Origin of the sequence: Oligella sp. HMSC09E12 (assembly GCF_001808505.1) — a bacterium.
Lineage (GTDB): Bacteria > Pseudomonadota > Gammaproteobacteria > Burkholderiales > Burkholderiaceae_B > Oligella > Oligella urethralis.
The window spans coordinates 1-14,665 of record NZ_KV793524.1 but is presented as its reverse complement, the minus strand read 5'-3'; the positions used below and the strand labels follow the sequence as shown (position 1 = coordinate 14,665).

General features: G+C 48.5%; 13 protein-coding genes and 1 pseudogene. 5 read left to right on the top strand and 9 right to left on the bottom strand.

Annotation, left to right across the window (positions count from 1 at the left end):
- Positions 1 to 17: 17 nt before the first annotated feature.
- The 6 genes and pseudogenes from HMPREF3179_RS01710 to fdxA all read right to left on the bottom strand — a co-directional run bounded on the left by HMPREF3179_RS01710 (position 18) and on the right by fdxA (position 5,632).
- Entirely contained in the window at positions 18 to 1,193 is a 1,176-nt protein-coding gene (locus HMPREF3179_RS01710; protein WP_070469436.1) for a metallophosphoesterase, read from the bottom strand.
- Positions 1,194 to 1,898 carry an endonuclease III gene (nth, locus tag HMPREF3179_RS01705; RefSeq protein WP_070469435.1) on the bottom strand — a complete coding sequence of 235 codons (705 nt, stop codon included), beginning with the start codon at positions 1,896 to 1,898 and terminating at the stop codon, positions 1,194 to 1,196.
- Complete coding sequence (gene rsxB, locus HMPREF3179_RS01700) at positions 1,898 to 2,569, bottom strand: electron transport complex subunit RsxB (protein ID WP_070469434.1); 672 nt, start codon at positions 2,567 to 2,569, stop codon at positions 1,898 to 1,900. Before rsxB ends, nth begins: the two co-directional genes overlap by 1 nt.
- A 643-nt stretch (positions 2,570 to 3,212) precedes the next feature.
- Positions 3,213 to 4,433 (bottom strand): annotated as a pseudogene (locus tag HMPREF3179_RS01695) (polyhydroxyalkanoate depolymerase); the annotation flags it as partial.
- A 70-nt stretch (positions 4,434 to 4,503) separates the two neighbouring features.
- A complete protein-coding gene (locus HMPREF3179_RS01690) occupies positions 4,504 to 5,298 on the bottom strand; it encodes a ferredoxin--NADP reductase (RefSeq protein ID WP_018026968.1) in 795 nt (264 codons plus the stop codon).
- A 10-nt stretch (positions 5,299 to 5,308) separates the two neighbouring features.
- On the bottom strand, positions 5,309 to 5,632 hold the full coding sequence (fdxA, locus tag HMPREF3179_RS01685; protein ID WP_026156897.1) for a ferredoxin FdxA: 324 nt from the start codon (positions 5,630 to 5,632) through the stop codon (positions 5,309 to 5,311).
- Positions 5,633 to 5,776: 144 nt separating this feature from the next.
- Here fdxA and pncB point away from each other — a divergent pair, with 144 nt between their 5' ends.
- Entirely contained in the window at positions 5,777 to 6,988 is a 1,212-nt protein-coding gene (gene pncB / locus HMPREF3179_RS01680) for a nicotinate phosphoribosyltransferase (RefSeq protein ID WP_070469433.1), read from the top strand.
- A gap of 4 nt (positions 6,989 to 6,992) precedes the next feature.
- On the opposite strand, the gene HMPREF3179_RS01675 is transcribed toward pncB, so the two are convergent.
- A complete protein-coding gene (locus HMPREF3179_RS01675) occupies positions 6,993 to 7,514 on the bottom strand; it encodes an NAD(P)H-dependent oxidoreductase (protein ID WP_036559980.1) in 522 nt (173 codons plus the stop codon).
- A gap of 225 nt (positions 7,515 to 7,739) precedes the next feature.
- Between HMPREF3179_RS01675 and HMPREF3179_RS01670 the strand changes: the two genes are divergently transcribed.
- From HMPREF3179_RS01670 to accD, 4 genes are all read left to right on the top strand, one after another.
- Positions 7,740 to 10,121, top strand: a complete 2,382-nt coding sequence (locus HMPREF3179_RS01670) for a RelA/SpoT family protein (RefSeq protein WP_210398740.1) — start codon at positions 7,740 to 7,742, stop codon at positions 10,119 to 10,121.
- 72 nt (positions 10,122 to 10,193) lie between these two features.
- Positions 10,194 to 11,393, top strand: a complete 1,200-nt coding sequence (gene trpB, locus HMPREF3179_RS01665) for a tryptophan synthase subunit beta (protein WP_036559978.1) — start codon at positions 10,194 to 10,196, stop codon at positions 11,391 to 11,393.
- A gap of 12 nt (positions 11,394 to 11,405) precedes the next feature.
- The gene (gene trpA, locus HMPREF3179_RS01660; RefSeq protein WP_036559975.1) at positions 11,406 to 12,239 is read left to right on the top strand and encodes a tryptophan synthase subunit alpha; all 834 of its coding nucleotides are present in this window, start codon (positions 11,406 to 11,408) and stop codon (positions 12,237 to 12,239) included.
- A 5-nt stretch (positions 12,240 to 12,244) separates the two neighbouring features.
- Positions 12,245 to 13,117: an acetyl-CoA carboxylase, carboxyltransferase subunit beta gene (accD, locus tag HMPREF3179_RS01655; protein ID WP_048767094.1), complete on the top strand. Its 873-nt coding sequence runs from the start codon at positions 12,245 to 12,247 to the stop codon at positions 13,115 to 13,117.
- A 132-nt stretch (positions 13,118 to 13,249) separates the two neighbouring features.
- Here the strand turns inward: accD and HMPREF3179_RS01650 are convergent, their stop codons facing one another.
- Together HMPREF3179_RS01650 and HMPREF3179_RS01645 are read right to left on the bottom strand one after the other, a co-directional pair.
- A complete protein-coding gene (locus HMPREF3179_RS01650) occupies positions 13,250 to 13,564 on the bottom strand; it encodes a DMT family transporter (protein WP_018026976.1) in 315 nt (104 codons plus the stop codon).
- Positions 13,561 to 13,947: a DMT family transporter gene (locus HMPREF3179_RS01645; RefSeq protein WP_070469432.1), complete on the bottom strand. Its 387-nt coding sequence runs from the start codon at positions 13,945 to 13,947 to the stop codon at positions 13,561 to 13,563. The genes HMPREF3179_RS01650 and HMPREF3179_RS01645 overlap by 4 nt, the downstream gene beginning before the upstream one ends.
- Positions 13,948 to 14,665: the final 718 nt, after the last annotated feature.

Here is a 14,665-nt window from a genome sequence, read left to right as displayed (position 1 = left end):
GCCACGGTATTGTTGCGTTATTTAGTAGAGGCAGAGGGTTGTTGACTTTCTGTCTTTGCTTTTTTTGAACGTAGGGTAATGGAGACGATTTCTGATTCTACCCCAATACGGACGGGTAAGCCGCCCCATAAGCCGGCCCCTCGACTAAGGTAGAGGTACATATCGCCAATGTGATAAAGACCCATCAAATAGCCTTGATTCGCCATTTTAGTGACTAGATTCAGCCCCAGCAGTTGGCCGCCATGGGTATGCCCCGAGAGCTGTAGACTCACACCTTTAGCGGCATGGCGCTTGGCGTCAGCGGGGCGATGACTCATGAGAATAATCATATCCTCAGCACTAGTCCCCTTAAGGGCTTTATCAATATCCGGCATCTCTTTGCCAAAGCGCTTGGCCACCGGATCCGTAATGGCGGCAAGCACTATTTCATCACTGCCACGGACAATGCGCACATTTTCATTGATTAATACCGGTAAAAACAGCTCTTCTTTAAAGGTTGTTAGCCATTCGTCTAGGCCTGAATAATACTCATGATTGCCTAAGGAGATCCACACCCCATCCTTGGCAGTGATGCTCTTAAAGGGGCGAATATCGCGGTGACGGTGTTGCGGGGTGCCGTCAATTAAATCACCAGTGATTAGGATTAAATCGGGATTTTCATGCATGGCGATTCTAAGTGTTTCCTCAAGCCATGATTCCGGCAGTAAGCGACTGGCATGGAGATCGGTGAGATGCACCACCTGATAACCATCAAAGGCGGGGGGCAGTTTATCAAACTCCAATTCCAAATGGGTGACATTGGGAAAGCTCACCGCACGCCACACACCGACAGCACAAACAAAGGTTGAAAACATCAACATAAAGCTGCTGTTGAGCGGTGATAAGAGTGCACGTCGCACCCGCTCACCTTTATCGAGGGTATAGCTTAAAGCCAGCAGGGTGTCGCGCAGCAGTAAGGCAATGGCCAACACCATCATGGAAGCATAGGTCCAACCCATGGTCATGACGATCCAAGCGGGTAACTCAGGTGCCGCTAAGCCGCCGGGGAGCAGTTTTTGGATAAGGTGAATCTGAGACGCGAGCAGTACGATGCCGGCATAGCTCAGCTTAAACCACCAACGTAGCGGCAGTGGGCGTATCAGACGTATATAAATATAAATAAAAAGCAGTAGACCAACGAGGTGAATTAACATTTACATCCTTTTGATAGATTGCTTTGCTGCTTTGCTAATTGCTTTTTTAGCGACGCTTTTGCGGACAGCGGGGTGTGGTAGCTTGTCTTTGAACTCGCACAGATCACTAATCCCGCATTGCCAACATTTGGGTGAGCGTGCCGTACAAACGTAGCGGCCATGCAAAATTAACCAATGATGCGCATCTAATAAAAACTCCTTAGGTACCAAGCGCAGTAAGCGTTGCTCCACTTCCAATACGTTTTTGCCTTTGGCAATGCCTGTACGGTTGGAAACCCTGAAAATATGCGTGTCCACCGCCATTGCAATCTCGGAAAAGGCCGTATTAAGCACTACATTGGCGGTTTTACGACCTACGCCCGGCAAGGACTCAAGGGCAGCACGATCATTAGGTACTTCACTGTTATATTGCTCAACTAGAATCTTGGCGGTAGCTAGGGCATTTTTCGCTTTAGTTTTGTAAAGTCCGATGCTTTTAATGGCTTCAGTAAAGCGCTCTAAGCCCATATCCAATAGGTCTTGTGGGGTTTTGACGGTAAGGAATACTGGTTCCATCGCCTTATTAACCGAGACGTCGGTGGCTTGTGCTGATAGTAATACCGCAATTAATAATTGAAAATTATTGTGGAATACCAACTCAGTGGTGGGTTTAGGATTGGCAGCACGAAAACGCTCAAAAATTGCTTGACGTTTTTGTTTATTCATCAGTTCTTATCGTTAGAAGTAGCAACTGCGTTACGGCGTGCCCGTGCTTTAGCTAGGGCAGCGGCAATGGCAGCTTGCTTGGGGTCAGTACGCTCATCTGTCTTGCTGACGGTGTTAGCGAGTTGGGCAGGGCGACTTTGATTTAGACTGCGTGCAGCGGCGGTGGCTAAGCGCTGTTGCTCCGCAGCGGCTTCTTTTTCAAGACGCGCCTCTCGTGCTTGATAATGTTGCCAAGCGGCGCTTGCATCGTCCTGGGTCCATTGGCGTTGAGCCGGCACCATGCTAATACAGTCGACAGGACAGGGGGCAACACAGAGTTCACAGCCGGTACAGCGTGCAGCCATAATCGTATGCATGTATTTATTCGCACCGATAATGGCATCGACCGGACAGGCCTTGATACAGAGGGTACAGCCGATGCAATGACGTTCCTCAATCCGTGCTAGTTGCAATGGCACATGTTCGCCGCATTCCTCCGTATTTAGAGGTAGCGTAGGGCGAGACAAGAGTGCGGCTAGTGCAGCAATGCCGGCTTCACCCCCTGGCGGGCAGCGGTTAATTGCCTCGCCCTCTGCGATGGCTGTCGCATAGGGGAGGCAACCGTCATAACCGCACTTGGTGCATTGGGTTTGAGGTAAAACAGAATGAATTTGTGCGACTAATGGATTCATTGCTTTAGATTGTTTTGCCTCATGATTGTGCGTTTTTAGGGGCGGCTTTATTAGCAGCTGCTGGACTTGTCTTTGTTGCTGCCTTGGTGGCCGTAGTAGACGCTTGGGTGGAGCGTTGAGCTTCAGCCGGAGGCGTGACCGCCGTGCTTGGCGCAGCTTGTGCTGGGGCAGGCGCTTTGGCACTTTGCTCTACGCCCTCGAGACTGCCTTGTTTAGCGGTCGGGGTGTTGGAGCTGCTTGCTTTCGTGGCCGCCTCGGCCGTTGCTTTCGCTGTGGCAGCGGCTTTCTTCGCAGCGTCAGCACGGGCGCGCGCCTCAGCCGCTTGGCGTGCTTTTGCTTCGGCAGCAGCCTTTGCTTCAGCCTCAGCTTTCGCCGCAGCCTCTGCCTCCACTTTTTTCTTGGCCTCGGCGGCTGCTAATAACTTAGCTTCGGCCTCGGCTGCTTCTAGCGCCTCTTGCTTGGCTTTTTCAATGGCCTCTTCGCGCTCTCGCACTTTAGCTTGCTCTGCCTCTTTGGCAGCCTTGCTTGCTGTGCGAGCCGCTTGGCGGGTAGCCGCACGCGCCTTGGCCTCATTTTCTCGGCGAATGGCGATTTCTACTTCAGCTCTGAGGCGTGCCAACAGCTGCTCCTCTTCATCAATTTGAGCTTCATGAATAAAGTCAGCAACCACAGGGAAAATATGATTACGCCAACGGCTACCGGAGAAAATACCGTAATGACCGCTACCCTCAGCCACAAAGGCCTTTTTCTTATCTGCTGGGATATTAGGCGTCAATTCAAGGGCCGCACTGGTTTGACCGATGCCAGTAATATCATCCAGCTCACCTTCAATCGTCAATAAGGCGGTTGCTTTGATGCTGCTAGGATCGATTAAATGATGACCTACATACCAAGTGCCGTTGGGTAAGGCATGATCTTGGAACACGACTTTGACCGTTTGTAAGTAGAACTCTGCCGGTAAATCACACACGGCATTGTACTCATCATAGAAGGTACGGTGCTTTTCTGCTTCGGGTTCATTACCACGCATTAGATCAAGGTAGTACTCGTGGTAGGACTTCAAATGTAAGCGTGGATTCATGGCAATAAAGCCCATCAGCTGCATAAAGCCCGGATAGACTAAACGACCATTACCGGGGTAGCGGGGCGGTACGCGCTGAATCATTTGCGTCTCAAACCAAGCGAGCGAATGGCGGTCGGCCAGGTTATTGACAACCGTCGGTGACTCGCGGGTATCAATCGGTCCACCCATTAAGATCATGCTGAGTGGCACGAGTGGGTCATCTTGTTGAGACATGAGGGAAACCGCACCCATCACTGGCACGGCTGGCTGACACACCGCCATCACGTGTACACGCTTATTGATGGAGTGTAAGAAAGAGATTAAATAGTACACATACTCGTCAAGGTCAAAGGCCCCTTGGTTGACTGGAACCGTACGTGCATCCAACCAATCAGTCACATACACATCAAAATCAGTCAACATACGGCGTACGGTGTCGCGCAACAAGGTCGCATGATGGCCTGAGTAAGGCGCCACAATCAGCACAGAAGGATCGCCGCCAGGGTCTTTGGAGGCACTGCGCTTAAAATGCAATAAATTACAGAAGGGCTTGTTAACCAAGGTTTCAATGCTTACCTTAGCCATTTCACCGTTAATTTCAACCTCATCAATCCCCCATTCTGGCTTGACATACTCCTTGCCAAGCCGGTTAAAGAGATCAAAACGTGCAGCAAAGCGACGTGAACCCGGCACATAGGAATAGGGGCTGAAAGGGTTGGTAAAGGTTTCTGCTACTAGTGACGATGCATAGCTCAAAGGCGACAGCATCAGACGATTCATTTCATAGATGTTGTATAGCATGATTGCTCTCCCCAGCGTGTGCCATAAAAGCCGTCAGCACGAGCGCAAGTTGAAGGTGATGATGATAGAACTACCAGTATTTTTCTACAGCTAAGTTGCCTAAATTACCACGGCGACCGGATTTAAATCCTAACTCGCCCAAGCGCTTACGCGCTTCAGTGGTCATGCCTGGATTGCCGCACAGCATAATGCGTGCGACCTCCGGATCCATCGCATGTCCGGCAAGCTCCGCTAACTCACCACTAACAATTAAGTCAGTGAGACGCTTTTGCGGATAGTCTTGATGTGCTTCGCGCGTCGAAATGGCTAAGTAAACAAAACGATCACCATATCGCTCCTTGACATCTTGTATCAAGTCAGTATAAGCGAATTCATTAATAAAACGAGTACCATGGCATAAAATCACACGATCGAAGCTTTGCCATGTTTTTTCATCGCTCAGCATGGGTAAAAAGGCGGATAAGCCGGTGCCTGTTGACAGTAACCATAAATCGCCGCCTTGAGGGAATTGATCAATGGTTAAAAAGCCAAAGACCGATTTGTCTATATAAATCGTATCACCGGCTTCTAATTCATAAAGACTGGGACTGAACAGACCGTCGGATACCAAGGTGGCAAAGAATTCAAGCTGTTCATCGTCCGGCTGATTTACCATAGAAAACGCACGCCACGTCATATCCGCAGCGGGCGGTGTTTTTTCATCCTCGTCTAAACCCAGGGCTAGACCTAAGCGTGCGTACTGCCCCGGCTTAAAACTGAACTCAGGACTACGTGTGGTTTTAATTGAGAACAGTTTGCCTGGAACCCAGATCTTTTTATCTACAACAGTCTGGACGGTATAAGGTAAATCAGAAACTTCAGTCATTGCGATGTCATTATCTTTCTAAATATTGTAGTTTATTCTCAACCCCGTTCCACTCGTCCGCATCAGGCAAGGGCTCACGGGTACGGGTAATGGAGGTAAATAAGGGCGTCAACTCAGCGTTTAACTGGATAAAGTGGACTTGATCCTCGGGTACATCCTCCTCCGCAAAAATTGCATTTGCCGGACACTCGGGGACACAGACGGCACAGTCAATGCACTCATCAGGATCAATCACTAAGAAGTTAGGACCCTCTAAGAAACAGTCCACAGGACAGACGTCCACACAGTCGGTGTATTTACACTTAATACAGTTTTCAGTTACTACATGTGTCATGATGAAGACAACTCCAAATAAAATCGGGCGATAAAAGCGCACCCTTTAGAATTACGTTATTTTAACCAATCCTAAGCACTGAAGTGTTGAAAACCCTTTACTGTGATAATGTATTGAATAATTGCGCTTTTTATCGGATATGAAATGATTATTAATTCATTATTGGACACGGATTTATATAAATTCAGCATGATGCAGGTGGTGTTACATCAGTTCCCTGCTGCTCATGCAGAGTATCGTTTCAAGTGTCGTAACGACAATGTGAATTTACGTCCCTACATTGATGAGATCCGAGAGGAGGTCAGGCATTTATGCAGTCTGCGCTTTAAGCAAGATGAGCTTGATTATTTGCGCAGTTTACGCTTTATTAAGTCGGATTTTGTGGATTTTCTCGGCTTGTTCCAACTCTCCGAGCGTCATTTCTTTATCGGCGAGGGCGACTCACCTAATGAAATTTCAATTGAGGCAAAGGGGCCTTGGTTACATACCATCCTTTTTGAGATCCCCGTCCTTGCCATTGTAAACGAGGTTTATTTTCGTAATAACTACCCAAGCATGGATTTGGCGGAGGGGCGGCGCCGTCTACAAAGTAAAATTGAGCAGGTGCATGCCTTTGACCCAGAAGCGGCGTTTTTCCGATTGGCGGAGTACGGTACGCGGCGTCGTTTTTCTCGTGAATGGCATTATGAAGTGGTCAGAACCCTGCGTGAGCAGATGGGTCAATGCTTTGTGGGTACCAGTAATGTGCTATTGGCGCGTGAATATGATACCTTGCCCTTAGGTACTATGGGGCATGAGTATTTGCAGGCGTGTCAGGCATTGGGACCGCGCTTACGTGATTCGCAGATATTTGCTTTTGAGCGTTGGGCTCGGGAGTATCGTGGTGACCTAGGGATTGCCTTATCCGACGTTTATGGATTAGATGCGTTTTTACGTGATTTTGATCTCTATTTTTGTAAGCTCTTCGACGGAGCGCGGCATGATTCAGGCGACCCCTTTGAATGGGGTGAGCGCATGCTGGCTCACTATCAATCGCATCGTGTAGACCCTAAAAATAAATCCTTAATTTTCTCCGATGGTTTGGATATCCCTTTAGCCATGAAAATCGCCGAGCGCTTTAAGGACCGCTGCAAAACCTCCTTTGGTATTGGCACGAATTTGACTAATGATATGGGCGTGCCGGCCTTACAGATTGTGATGAAGATGGTGCGTTGCAATGGTCAACCGGTGGCTAAGATTTCCGATGAGCCTAGCAAGACCATGTGTGATGATCCAGCCTATTTGGCTTATTTACGGCATGTGTTTAATATGCCGACACCCGATGAGGCTGCCACCATTGCAAGAGATGCGGGTTAAGCGCCTAGGTTGAGATAAGCGCCATCAGGGTGGCGCCGATTTCCTCAGCCTGAGCGACCTGCGCTACACCGAGTTGCTTGGGCGCTAGGATTTGCGCTTGGCTTGCTGCCGCTGTGTTTAGAATAATGGCAGGCACCGCCTCATTTAAGCGCCATCCTCTGCAGATACGTTGTAGTTGCTTCAGCGCAGCCGTGCCATCCGTACCCGCAGCGATAATGGCACTATAGTAGCGCCCCTCGATCTGCCCCAGTAATGGATAGTAGTAATGGTCAAAAAACTCCTTCATTTGACCACTTAAGCTAGCGAGATTTTCTGGCGCACAAAATAAATAGGCGTGCGCACTGAGTAGCTCCGCCAAGCTCACCTCAGCCGCCTTTTTTACTAGCACTTGGTACGGCGTATCATCCATACTCGCTAACTCATCAATCAATGCCTCAGCGGCTGCCGCTGCTGCCTTTGCCGCCTGCTCGGAGGCGCCCGTGCGGCTGTGCCAAATAATGAGTAGCGTTTTATGTTTAGTTTGCATCGGCAACTCCATGCTAAGGGGCAGTGTGATGAAATATCAAAGCCTTTTCAATAATCTCGGTTGCAACGAGTGTAAGCGGTACAATAGTTATCATGGTAATGCACTACCGTCATGGTTAATGACCCTGGTGCATAAGTATATAGCCTAAGTTTATCAATCCTTATTGTAGACTGATGGCTTGCAGTAGCAAACTACATTCATTGATCCATTTTTTAAGTAATCTACATGATTAAAAAAGTGCTTGCAGGTGAGGATGACCACCATTTTAGTGAGTCTTGGTTAAGCCCTATTTATGAAGACTTGACTGAGGAAGACGCAGCGAAACTACGGCTGGCGATTGAGTGGGCTGAAAAGCATCTCACTGGCAAGTCCATGTTTACGACTGAGCCTTGTGTGCGTCATGCCAAAGGCGTATTGCACTCCTTATCCTTGTTGCAAATGGATGTGACCTCAATGATTGCCGGTATCTTGGCTTCATTGCCGAGCGAGCCGGATCCAAAGCAAGCACACGAGATTCGCCAAGAAATTTTGGCGCTTTTTGGGCTAGAGGTGCTGAATTTAGTCCAAGGGACTCGTCCCTTAATTCGTATTGGGGCTCAAGCCACGCTGGCTGAAAAAAAAGACAGTGAGCAAGTGCAGGATCAGCAGGAGATGTTGCGTAAGATGCTGCTGGCTCTGGCTAGTGATTTGCGCATTGTCATCTTGCGTTTGGCTTCACGCCTACAGACCTTACGTTGGTATAGTGATTCCAAGCGGCCATGTCCACTGATATTGGCTCAACAAACGCGTGATATTTATGCTCCCTTAGCTAATCGCTTGGGGATCTGGCAGATTAAATGGGAGCTAGAAGATCTTTCCTTCCGTTTTTTAGAGCCGGCAATTTATCGTGATATTGCCAATAAATTAGAGGTGCGCCGGACTGAGCGTGAGGAATTGGTGCAGCGCTTTATTGATAAGCTCAATACCAATCTGCAGCAGCTTAATATTCATTCTGAAGTGACGGGGCGAGCGAAGCACATCTACAGTATTTACAATAAAATGCGCAATAAAAATCTCTCGTTCGAGGAGATTTATGATTTACAGGCGATACGTATTATCACCGAGACCGAGCGTGATTGTTATACCGTATTATCATTGACGCATTCATTGTGGACCCCGGTGATGGATGAGTTTGATGACTATATCGCACGTCCTAAACCCAATGGTTATCGCTCTCTGCATACGGTGGTGCAGGACGAAAGCGGACGTAATTTTGAAGTGCAAATTCGCACCCACGAAATGCATCAGTTTGCCGAATACGGTATGGCAGCACATTGGCGCTACAAGGAATCCGGCGCCAAAGGTGGCGAAACCACGGCATCTAGTCTTTACGATCGGCAGATTTCTTGGATGCGGCAGTTATTGTCGTGGCGTCGTGAAGAGGGTATTTCTGAACAAGAGGCCACGCAGCTACAAGAGCAGGTCTTGGCGGCAGGTGATACGGACGAGGTGCTGTCGCTTGAGCCTGCGGCAAGCACTAGCAGTACGGCAAAGGCAGCCACCACCGCTACCCCTAAAAGTAAAGAGGCCAAGCCAGTTAAGGCAGCGCTTGACAAAGACAGCGAAGCGCCTGAGGCGGCGCCGGCACGGATTTATGTACTAACTCCGCAAGCACGAGTGATTGAGTTGCCTGAGGGAAGTACGCCGGTTGACTTTGCCTATCGCTTGCATACTGATTTAGGGCACCGTTGCCGGGGCGCCAGGGTCGACGGCCAGCTAGTGTCTCTTAATACGCCTTTACAAACCGGGCAAACGGTGGAGATTATAGCGGCTAAATCAGGTGGTCCTTCACGCGATTGGTTAAATCCGCAATTGGCTTATCTGGCCAGTCCGAGAGCCCGTGCCAAAGTGCGTCTTTGGTTTAATGCCATTGAATTGCAAAAACGCATTGTGAGCGGTCAGGAATTGGTTGAAAAGGAATTGCAGCGTCTCGGCAAGACCGCCACCAATCTTGAGCACTTAGCTGAAAAGCTGGGCTTTAGCCAAGCTGAGGATCTCTTTGTGGCGGTGGCAAAGGATGAGTATAGCCTTAGAAATATCGGCTTAGCCTTTACCGAGCCTGAAGCGGTGGGACCAGATGATGAGGTGCTAGCGCGACTCCAATATAGCCACAGTCAGAGTGATAGTAAAAACGGGGTCTTAGTGGTTGGGGTGGATTCATTGCTGACGCAATTAGCACGTTGTTGCCATCCTGTGCCGCCGGATAAGATTCATGGTTTTATTACCCGTGGTCGTGGTGTGACCATTCACCGTGAGGGCTGCCCAAGTCTTAAGGCTTTGCAACTAAAGTATCCAGAGCGAATTATTGAGGTAGATTGGGGTAATACGGCGGACCGTATTTACCCGGTCAATATCGCCGTGAGCGCCTCCGATCGTCCTGGTTTGATTCGAGATATTACCGAGCTTTTTGCTAAGCACAAAATGAATGTTGCCGCTTTAAATACACAAAGCCGTCAAGGGGTGGTGAATTTATTATTTACCGTTGAGATTAAAGACGGTGAGCAAGTGCCTAAGGTTGTGAATGCCATTGCGGAAATGCCTGAAGTGCATTCTGTGAATCGTTCTTAGTCTGAAATATCTTCGGGCAATTTAGGTTAAAATCAAGAGTTTATATGAATACGATGAATCTGCGGAGGTCTCTTGAGAGAGTATAACTATCCTGATGAATCAGGACATTTCGGGCGGTTTGGCGGTCGTTTTGTGGCCGAGACCTTAGTGCACGCCTTGGATGAGCTAAAGGAAGCCTATGCCAAATACAAGGATGATCCCGATTTTCTAGCTGAATTTCATTATGAATTAAAGCATTTTGTCGGTCGCCCTAGCCCCGTGTACCACGCTAAGCGCTGGTCAGAGATCTTGGGAGGTGCGCAAATCTGGTTCAAACGTGAGGATTTAAATCACACCGGAGCGCATAAGATTAATAATTGTATCGGTCAGATTTTACTCGCCCGTCGTATGGGCAAGACGCGCATTATCGCTGAGACTGGTGCTGGTCAGCATGGCGTCGCTACCGCTACCGTTGCCGCTCGTTATGGTTTAGAGTGCGTGGTCTATATGGGCGCCGAGGATGTACGTCGGCAAGCGCTTAACGTCTACCGCATGAAGCTGTTAGGCGCTACTGTGGTGCCTGTCGATAGCGGTTCCAAGACGCTTAAGGATGCCTTAAACGAAGCCATGCGTGACTGGGTGACGAATGTCGATAATACTTTCTATATTATCGGTACGGTTGCTGGCCCCATGCCTTATCCAGAGATGGTACGTGATTTCCAATGCGTGATTGGGCGTGAAGCGATTGAGCAGATGCAGGAAGCGGCTGGTCGTCAGCCCGACGTGGTGACAGCGGCTGTGGGTGGCGGTTCGAATGCGATCGGTATTTTCCATCCCTATCTGAGTAATGAGCATGTGCGCTTAGTCGGGGTTGAGGCAGGCGGTAAGGGGGTCGATACCAAGCTCCATTCAGCCTCGATTAATGCGGGGCAAGTTGGTGTGCTGCATGGTAATCGCACCATGGTGATTCAGGATGAAAATGGTCAGGTACAAGGCACCCATTCTATTTCTGCGGGTTTAGACTATCCCGGCGTGGGCCCTGAACATGCCTTATTAAAAGAGCTTGGTTTGGCGAGCTATGAAATCGTTAATGACGACGAAGCCATTCAGGCTTTCCACGATTGTTGTGCGATTGAGGGCATTATTCCGGCTTTAGAGTCTTCGCACGCATTAGCGTATGCGGCGCGTATCGCACCGCAAATGGCGCAGAATCAGATCATTTTGGTGAATTTATCTGGTCGTGGCGACAAGGATATTCACACCGTTGCCGACTATGGCAATATCCAGTTGTAGTAGGGGCAATACATGTCTATTAAACGAATTGATGAGGCTTTTGCACGTTGTGGTGAGCGCACGGCATTAATCCCTTTTATTACTTGCGGTGACCCGAGTGCTGAAGCCACGCTAGCGATGATGCATGCGATGGTTAAAAGTGGCGTGGATGTGATTGAATTGGGTGTGCCTTTTTCCGATCCAATGGCTGACGGTAAGGTGATTCAATTAGCCACCGAGCGGGCGATTGCTAATGGCATGACGCTTAAGGGAGTGATTGAGGTGGTGCGCCGGTTCCGTGAGGATAATCAGCATACGCCTATTGTGTTTATGGGTTACGCTAATCCGATTGAAGCGATGGGCTGGGAGCAATTTACGCAAGCGGCAGCAGAGGCCGGTGTGGATGGTGTGCTAATCGTGGATTATCCACCTGAGGAGTTCGCTGAGGTAGCGCCTTATTTTGAAGCGGCTGAGTTGGCACCAATTTTCTTGATTGCACCGACTTCAACGGATGAACGTATTAAAAAGGTCGGTGAAATTGCCAAGGGTTATGTATACTATGTGTCACTTAAGGGGGTGACAGGCTCCGGCGCTTTAGATACGGATGATGTTAAAATCAAGGTTCAAAATATCAAGCGCTTTGTTAATATTCCCGTCGGTGTGGGCTTCGGGATACAGGATGTTGACAGTGCTCGCGCCATTGCTGCCGTAGCAGATGCCGTGGTGATTGGCAGTAAGTTAATTACGACCGTACAGGCTGCGTTAGCGGGACAAGTTGAGGAGCGTCATGCCGAGTTGGCCGCTGCGGCTGCGGGTGCTTGGTTAGCCGATATTCGCCAAGGCCTTGATACATTAGAAAAAGAGTAATATTCATGAGTTGGTTAGATAAGATTTTACCCCCGCGAATTAATCGCGAAGATAAAAATACTAAACGCGTTCCCGAGGGTGTTTGGGTTAAGTGTCCAAGCTGTGACTCGGCACTTTATAGTGATGAGCTAAAAAAGGCCCTGAATGTGTGCCCTAATTGTGGTCACCATATGCGTCTTAATGCCCGTGCCCGGATTGATTCTTTATTGGATCCCGAAGACAGGGTAAAGATTGGTGAGCATTTACGCTCCGCCGATCCGCTGAAGTTTAAGGACTCTCGCCGCTATACCGAGCGTCTTAGTGAAGCGGTTAAAGACACCAAGGAAAGTGATGCGCTGGTGGTAGTGGGCGGCACTATTATGCGGATGCCGGCAACCCTTGCTTGTTTTGAATTCGGCTTTATGGGCGGTTCAATGGGCTCGGTGGTGGGTGAGCTATTTGTGCGCGGGGTTCAGCATGCAATTGAGAATCGCACTGCCTTTGTGTGTGTCAGTGCCTCCGGTGGGGCGCGTATGCAGGAGAGCTTGTTTTCGCTGATGCAAATGGCCAAGACCAATGCGATGTTAACTCGTTTGTCTGAGGCTGGCTTACCTTTTATCAGCATTCTGACCGATCCGACCATGGGTGGTGTGTCCGCCAGCTTTGCGTTTATGGGTGATGTGGTGCTGGCTGAGCCTAATGCTTTGGTGGGTTTTGCTGGTCCACGGGTGATTGAGCAGACAGTGCGTGAGCAATTGCCTGAGGGCTTCCAGCGTGCCGAGTTCCTGCTGCAAAAGGGTGCCTTAGATATGGTGGTGCATCGTAAGGAGATGCGCGAAACAGTTGCCCATCTGATTGCTTTATTAACCCAAAAGTCTGAACAGGCAGTGGGCGAATAGCCCGTCATTTTTTGTACGGATAGTGTAAAGGCCGGGATGTTTGTGTATCTCGGCCTTTTTAGTTTGTTCAGGGAGATTGGTAAAGCGCTTGGCTTGGAAGAGACTAATCAGCAGCCGCAGCCTCCATAGCCCCTAAATTTGCAGAATAATAATTCCCATCACAATGATCGCCACGCCAGTGATGCCTTGTCTGCCTAAGCGCGACTTAAAGAGGATGCGATCAATGGCGACGGTACCTAAAATACCCAAGCTGCCCCAAACAGCATAGGCGATGCCCAGAGGAATATAACGTACGACAAAACTCAGTAAAACAAAGGCCAAGATAATAAAGATAATACTGCCTGCGGCCCAGACTTTTTTCTTAAAGCCTTTGGAGCGTTTGACGCAATAATTTGCGAGGAGATCGAGCGTCACGGATCCTAATAATAAAGAGGCGGGAATAATCATAGCGCCACCTCCGTGCTTGTTGATGGTTCTGCTGATGGTTTTGCTTTACTAGCGCTTTCATCCGCTGTGCTATCAAAGGTGATAAGCATGAGTCCTAGCATCATTAAGCCAATGGCAATAATCTCTTTAAGATTAAGGTACTCGCCAAATAGCATAATACCCGCCATGGTCGTTAAGCTTAAGCCCAAGCCCTCCCAAATGGCGTAAGAAACGGCCAGTGGAATGCGCACGACGGCACGGGAAAAGGCATAAAAGGAAAATGAAATCATGGCCACCATCAAGGGGTAACCAAGGAGCGGCGAACTTAGGGATGCATACTTCATGCCAATAGTACTAATTACCTCTGCCACGATTGCCAGAAATAACATGAGCCAATAATACATGTGAACCTCGTTTAGACGTCGCTTTTTGCTGTGACGGAACACGCCATAAGCGTCTTGTAATTGCAAATACGTCTGAATTGTTAATTAGATGGTGTGTTAATGACGATTAAACACACAAGGGGAAGACAACTAAGAGGAAGGAAGTGACGCTATCGACCGCCGCGCCAGCCGATTTCGTAGAAATGGTGATGTTGAAGAAAGGGTGTAGAAAATTGAGGAACGATGCTTAAAAAAGACATAAAAAAGTTTCAGGAACCATTCGTGGTGGCAATTATAGCATGGATTCTATTCAAAGAAGGATGTCGCTGCTACATAGATGATTTCTGAAAACAATAAGCTCTCCCTTAACTTAACACTAGCGCACATACGCCCTCTCTAAACTGGTGTATTCATTGATTTTGCTCAACGTTTGACAGTGAGTCTAGGGTTTAGAATACAATTGTTAGGGTTAGCCCTAGTCTTTTAATTGTCACGCAGTATTTCTCTTTACAAAAATCTGCCATTGTGATGTATTAGAACGATTAGCGATGGTTTTCGACACAAAATTATGTAGCGCCAATCTTAAGTCTGCTGTTGTATTTATTGACTTCATTGCGTCATTTGATTTGCTTACACTATAAACGGCTTTGTGTTATTGTGATTTTTCTGTTAGCCTACTTTTCGTTGTTGTTTGAAGTTTTTTGGGAGGGTGTAAGGTATTTTGTGTAACTTGATTTTT

What these genes read in the sequence shown, in the direction of transcription:
- HMPREF3179_RS01710 (WP_070469436.1), bottom strand. Translation starts at nt 1,193, where the DNA reads ATGTTAATTCACCTCGTTGGTCTACTGCTTTTTATTTATATTTATATA.
- nth (WP_070469435.1), bottom strand. Translation starts at nt 1,898, where the DNA reads ATGAATAAACAAAAACGTCAAGCAATTTTTGAGCGTTTTCGTGCTGCC.
- rsxB (WP_070469434.1), bottom strand. Translation starts at nt 2,569, where the DNA reads ATGAATCCATTAGTCGCACAAATTCATTCTGTTTTACCTCAAACCCAA.
- HMPREF3179_RS01690 (WP_018026968.1), bottom strand. Translation starts at nt 5,298, where the DNA reads ATGACTGAAGTTTCTGATTTACCTTATACCGTCCAGACTGTTGTAGAT.
- fdxA (WP_026156897.1), bottom strand. Translation starts at nt 5,632, where the DNA reads ATGACACATGTAGTAACTGAAAACTGTATTAAGTGTAAATACACCGAC.
- pncB (WP_070469433.1), top strand. Translation starts at nt 5,777, where the DNA reads ATGATTATTAATTCATTATTGGACACGGATTTATATAAATTCAGCATG.
- HMPREF3179_RS01675 (WP_036559980.1), bottom strand. Translation starts at nt 7,514, where the DNA reads ATGCAAACTAAACATAAAACGCTACTCATTATTTGGCACAGCCGCACG.
- HMPREF3179_RS01670 (WP_210398740.1), top strand. Translation starts at nt 7,740, where the DNA reads ATGATTAAAAAAGTGCTTGCAGGTGAGGATGACCACCATTTTAGTGAG.
- trpA (WP_036559975.1), top strand. Translation starts at nt 11,406, where the DNA reads ATGTCTATTAAACGAATTGATGAGGCTTTTGCACGTTGTGGTGAGCGC.
- accD (WP_048767094.1), top strand. Translation starts at nt 12,245, where the DNA reads ATGAGTTGGTTAGATAAGATTTTACCCCCGCGAATTAATCGCGAAGAT.
- HMPREF3179_RS01650 (WP_018026976.1), bottom strand. Translation starts at nt 13,564, where the DNA reads ATGATTATTCCCGCCTCTTTATTATTAGGATCCGTGACGCTCGATCTC.
- HMPREF3179_RS01645 (WP_070469432.1), bottom strand. Translation starts at nt 13,947, where the DNA reads ATGTATTATTGGCTCATGTTATTTCTGGCAATCGTGGCAGAGGTAATT.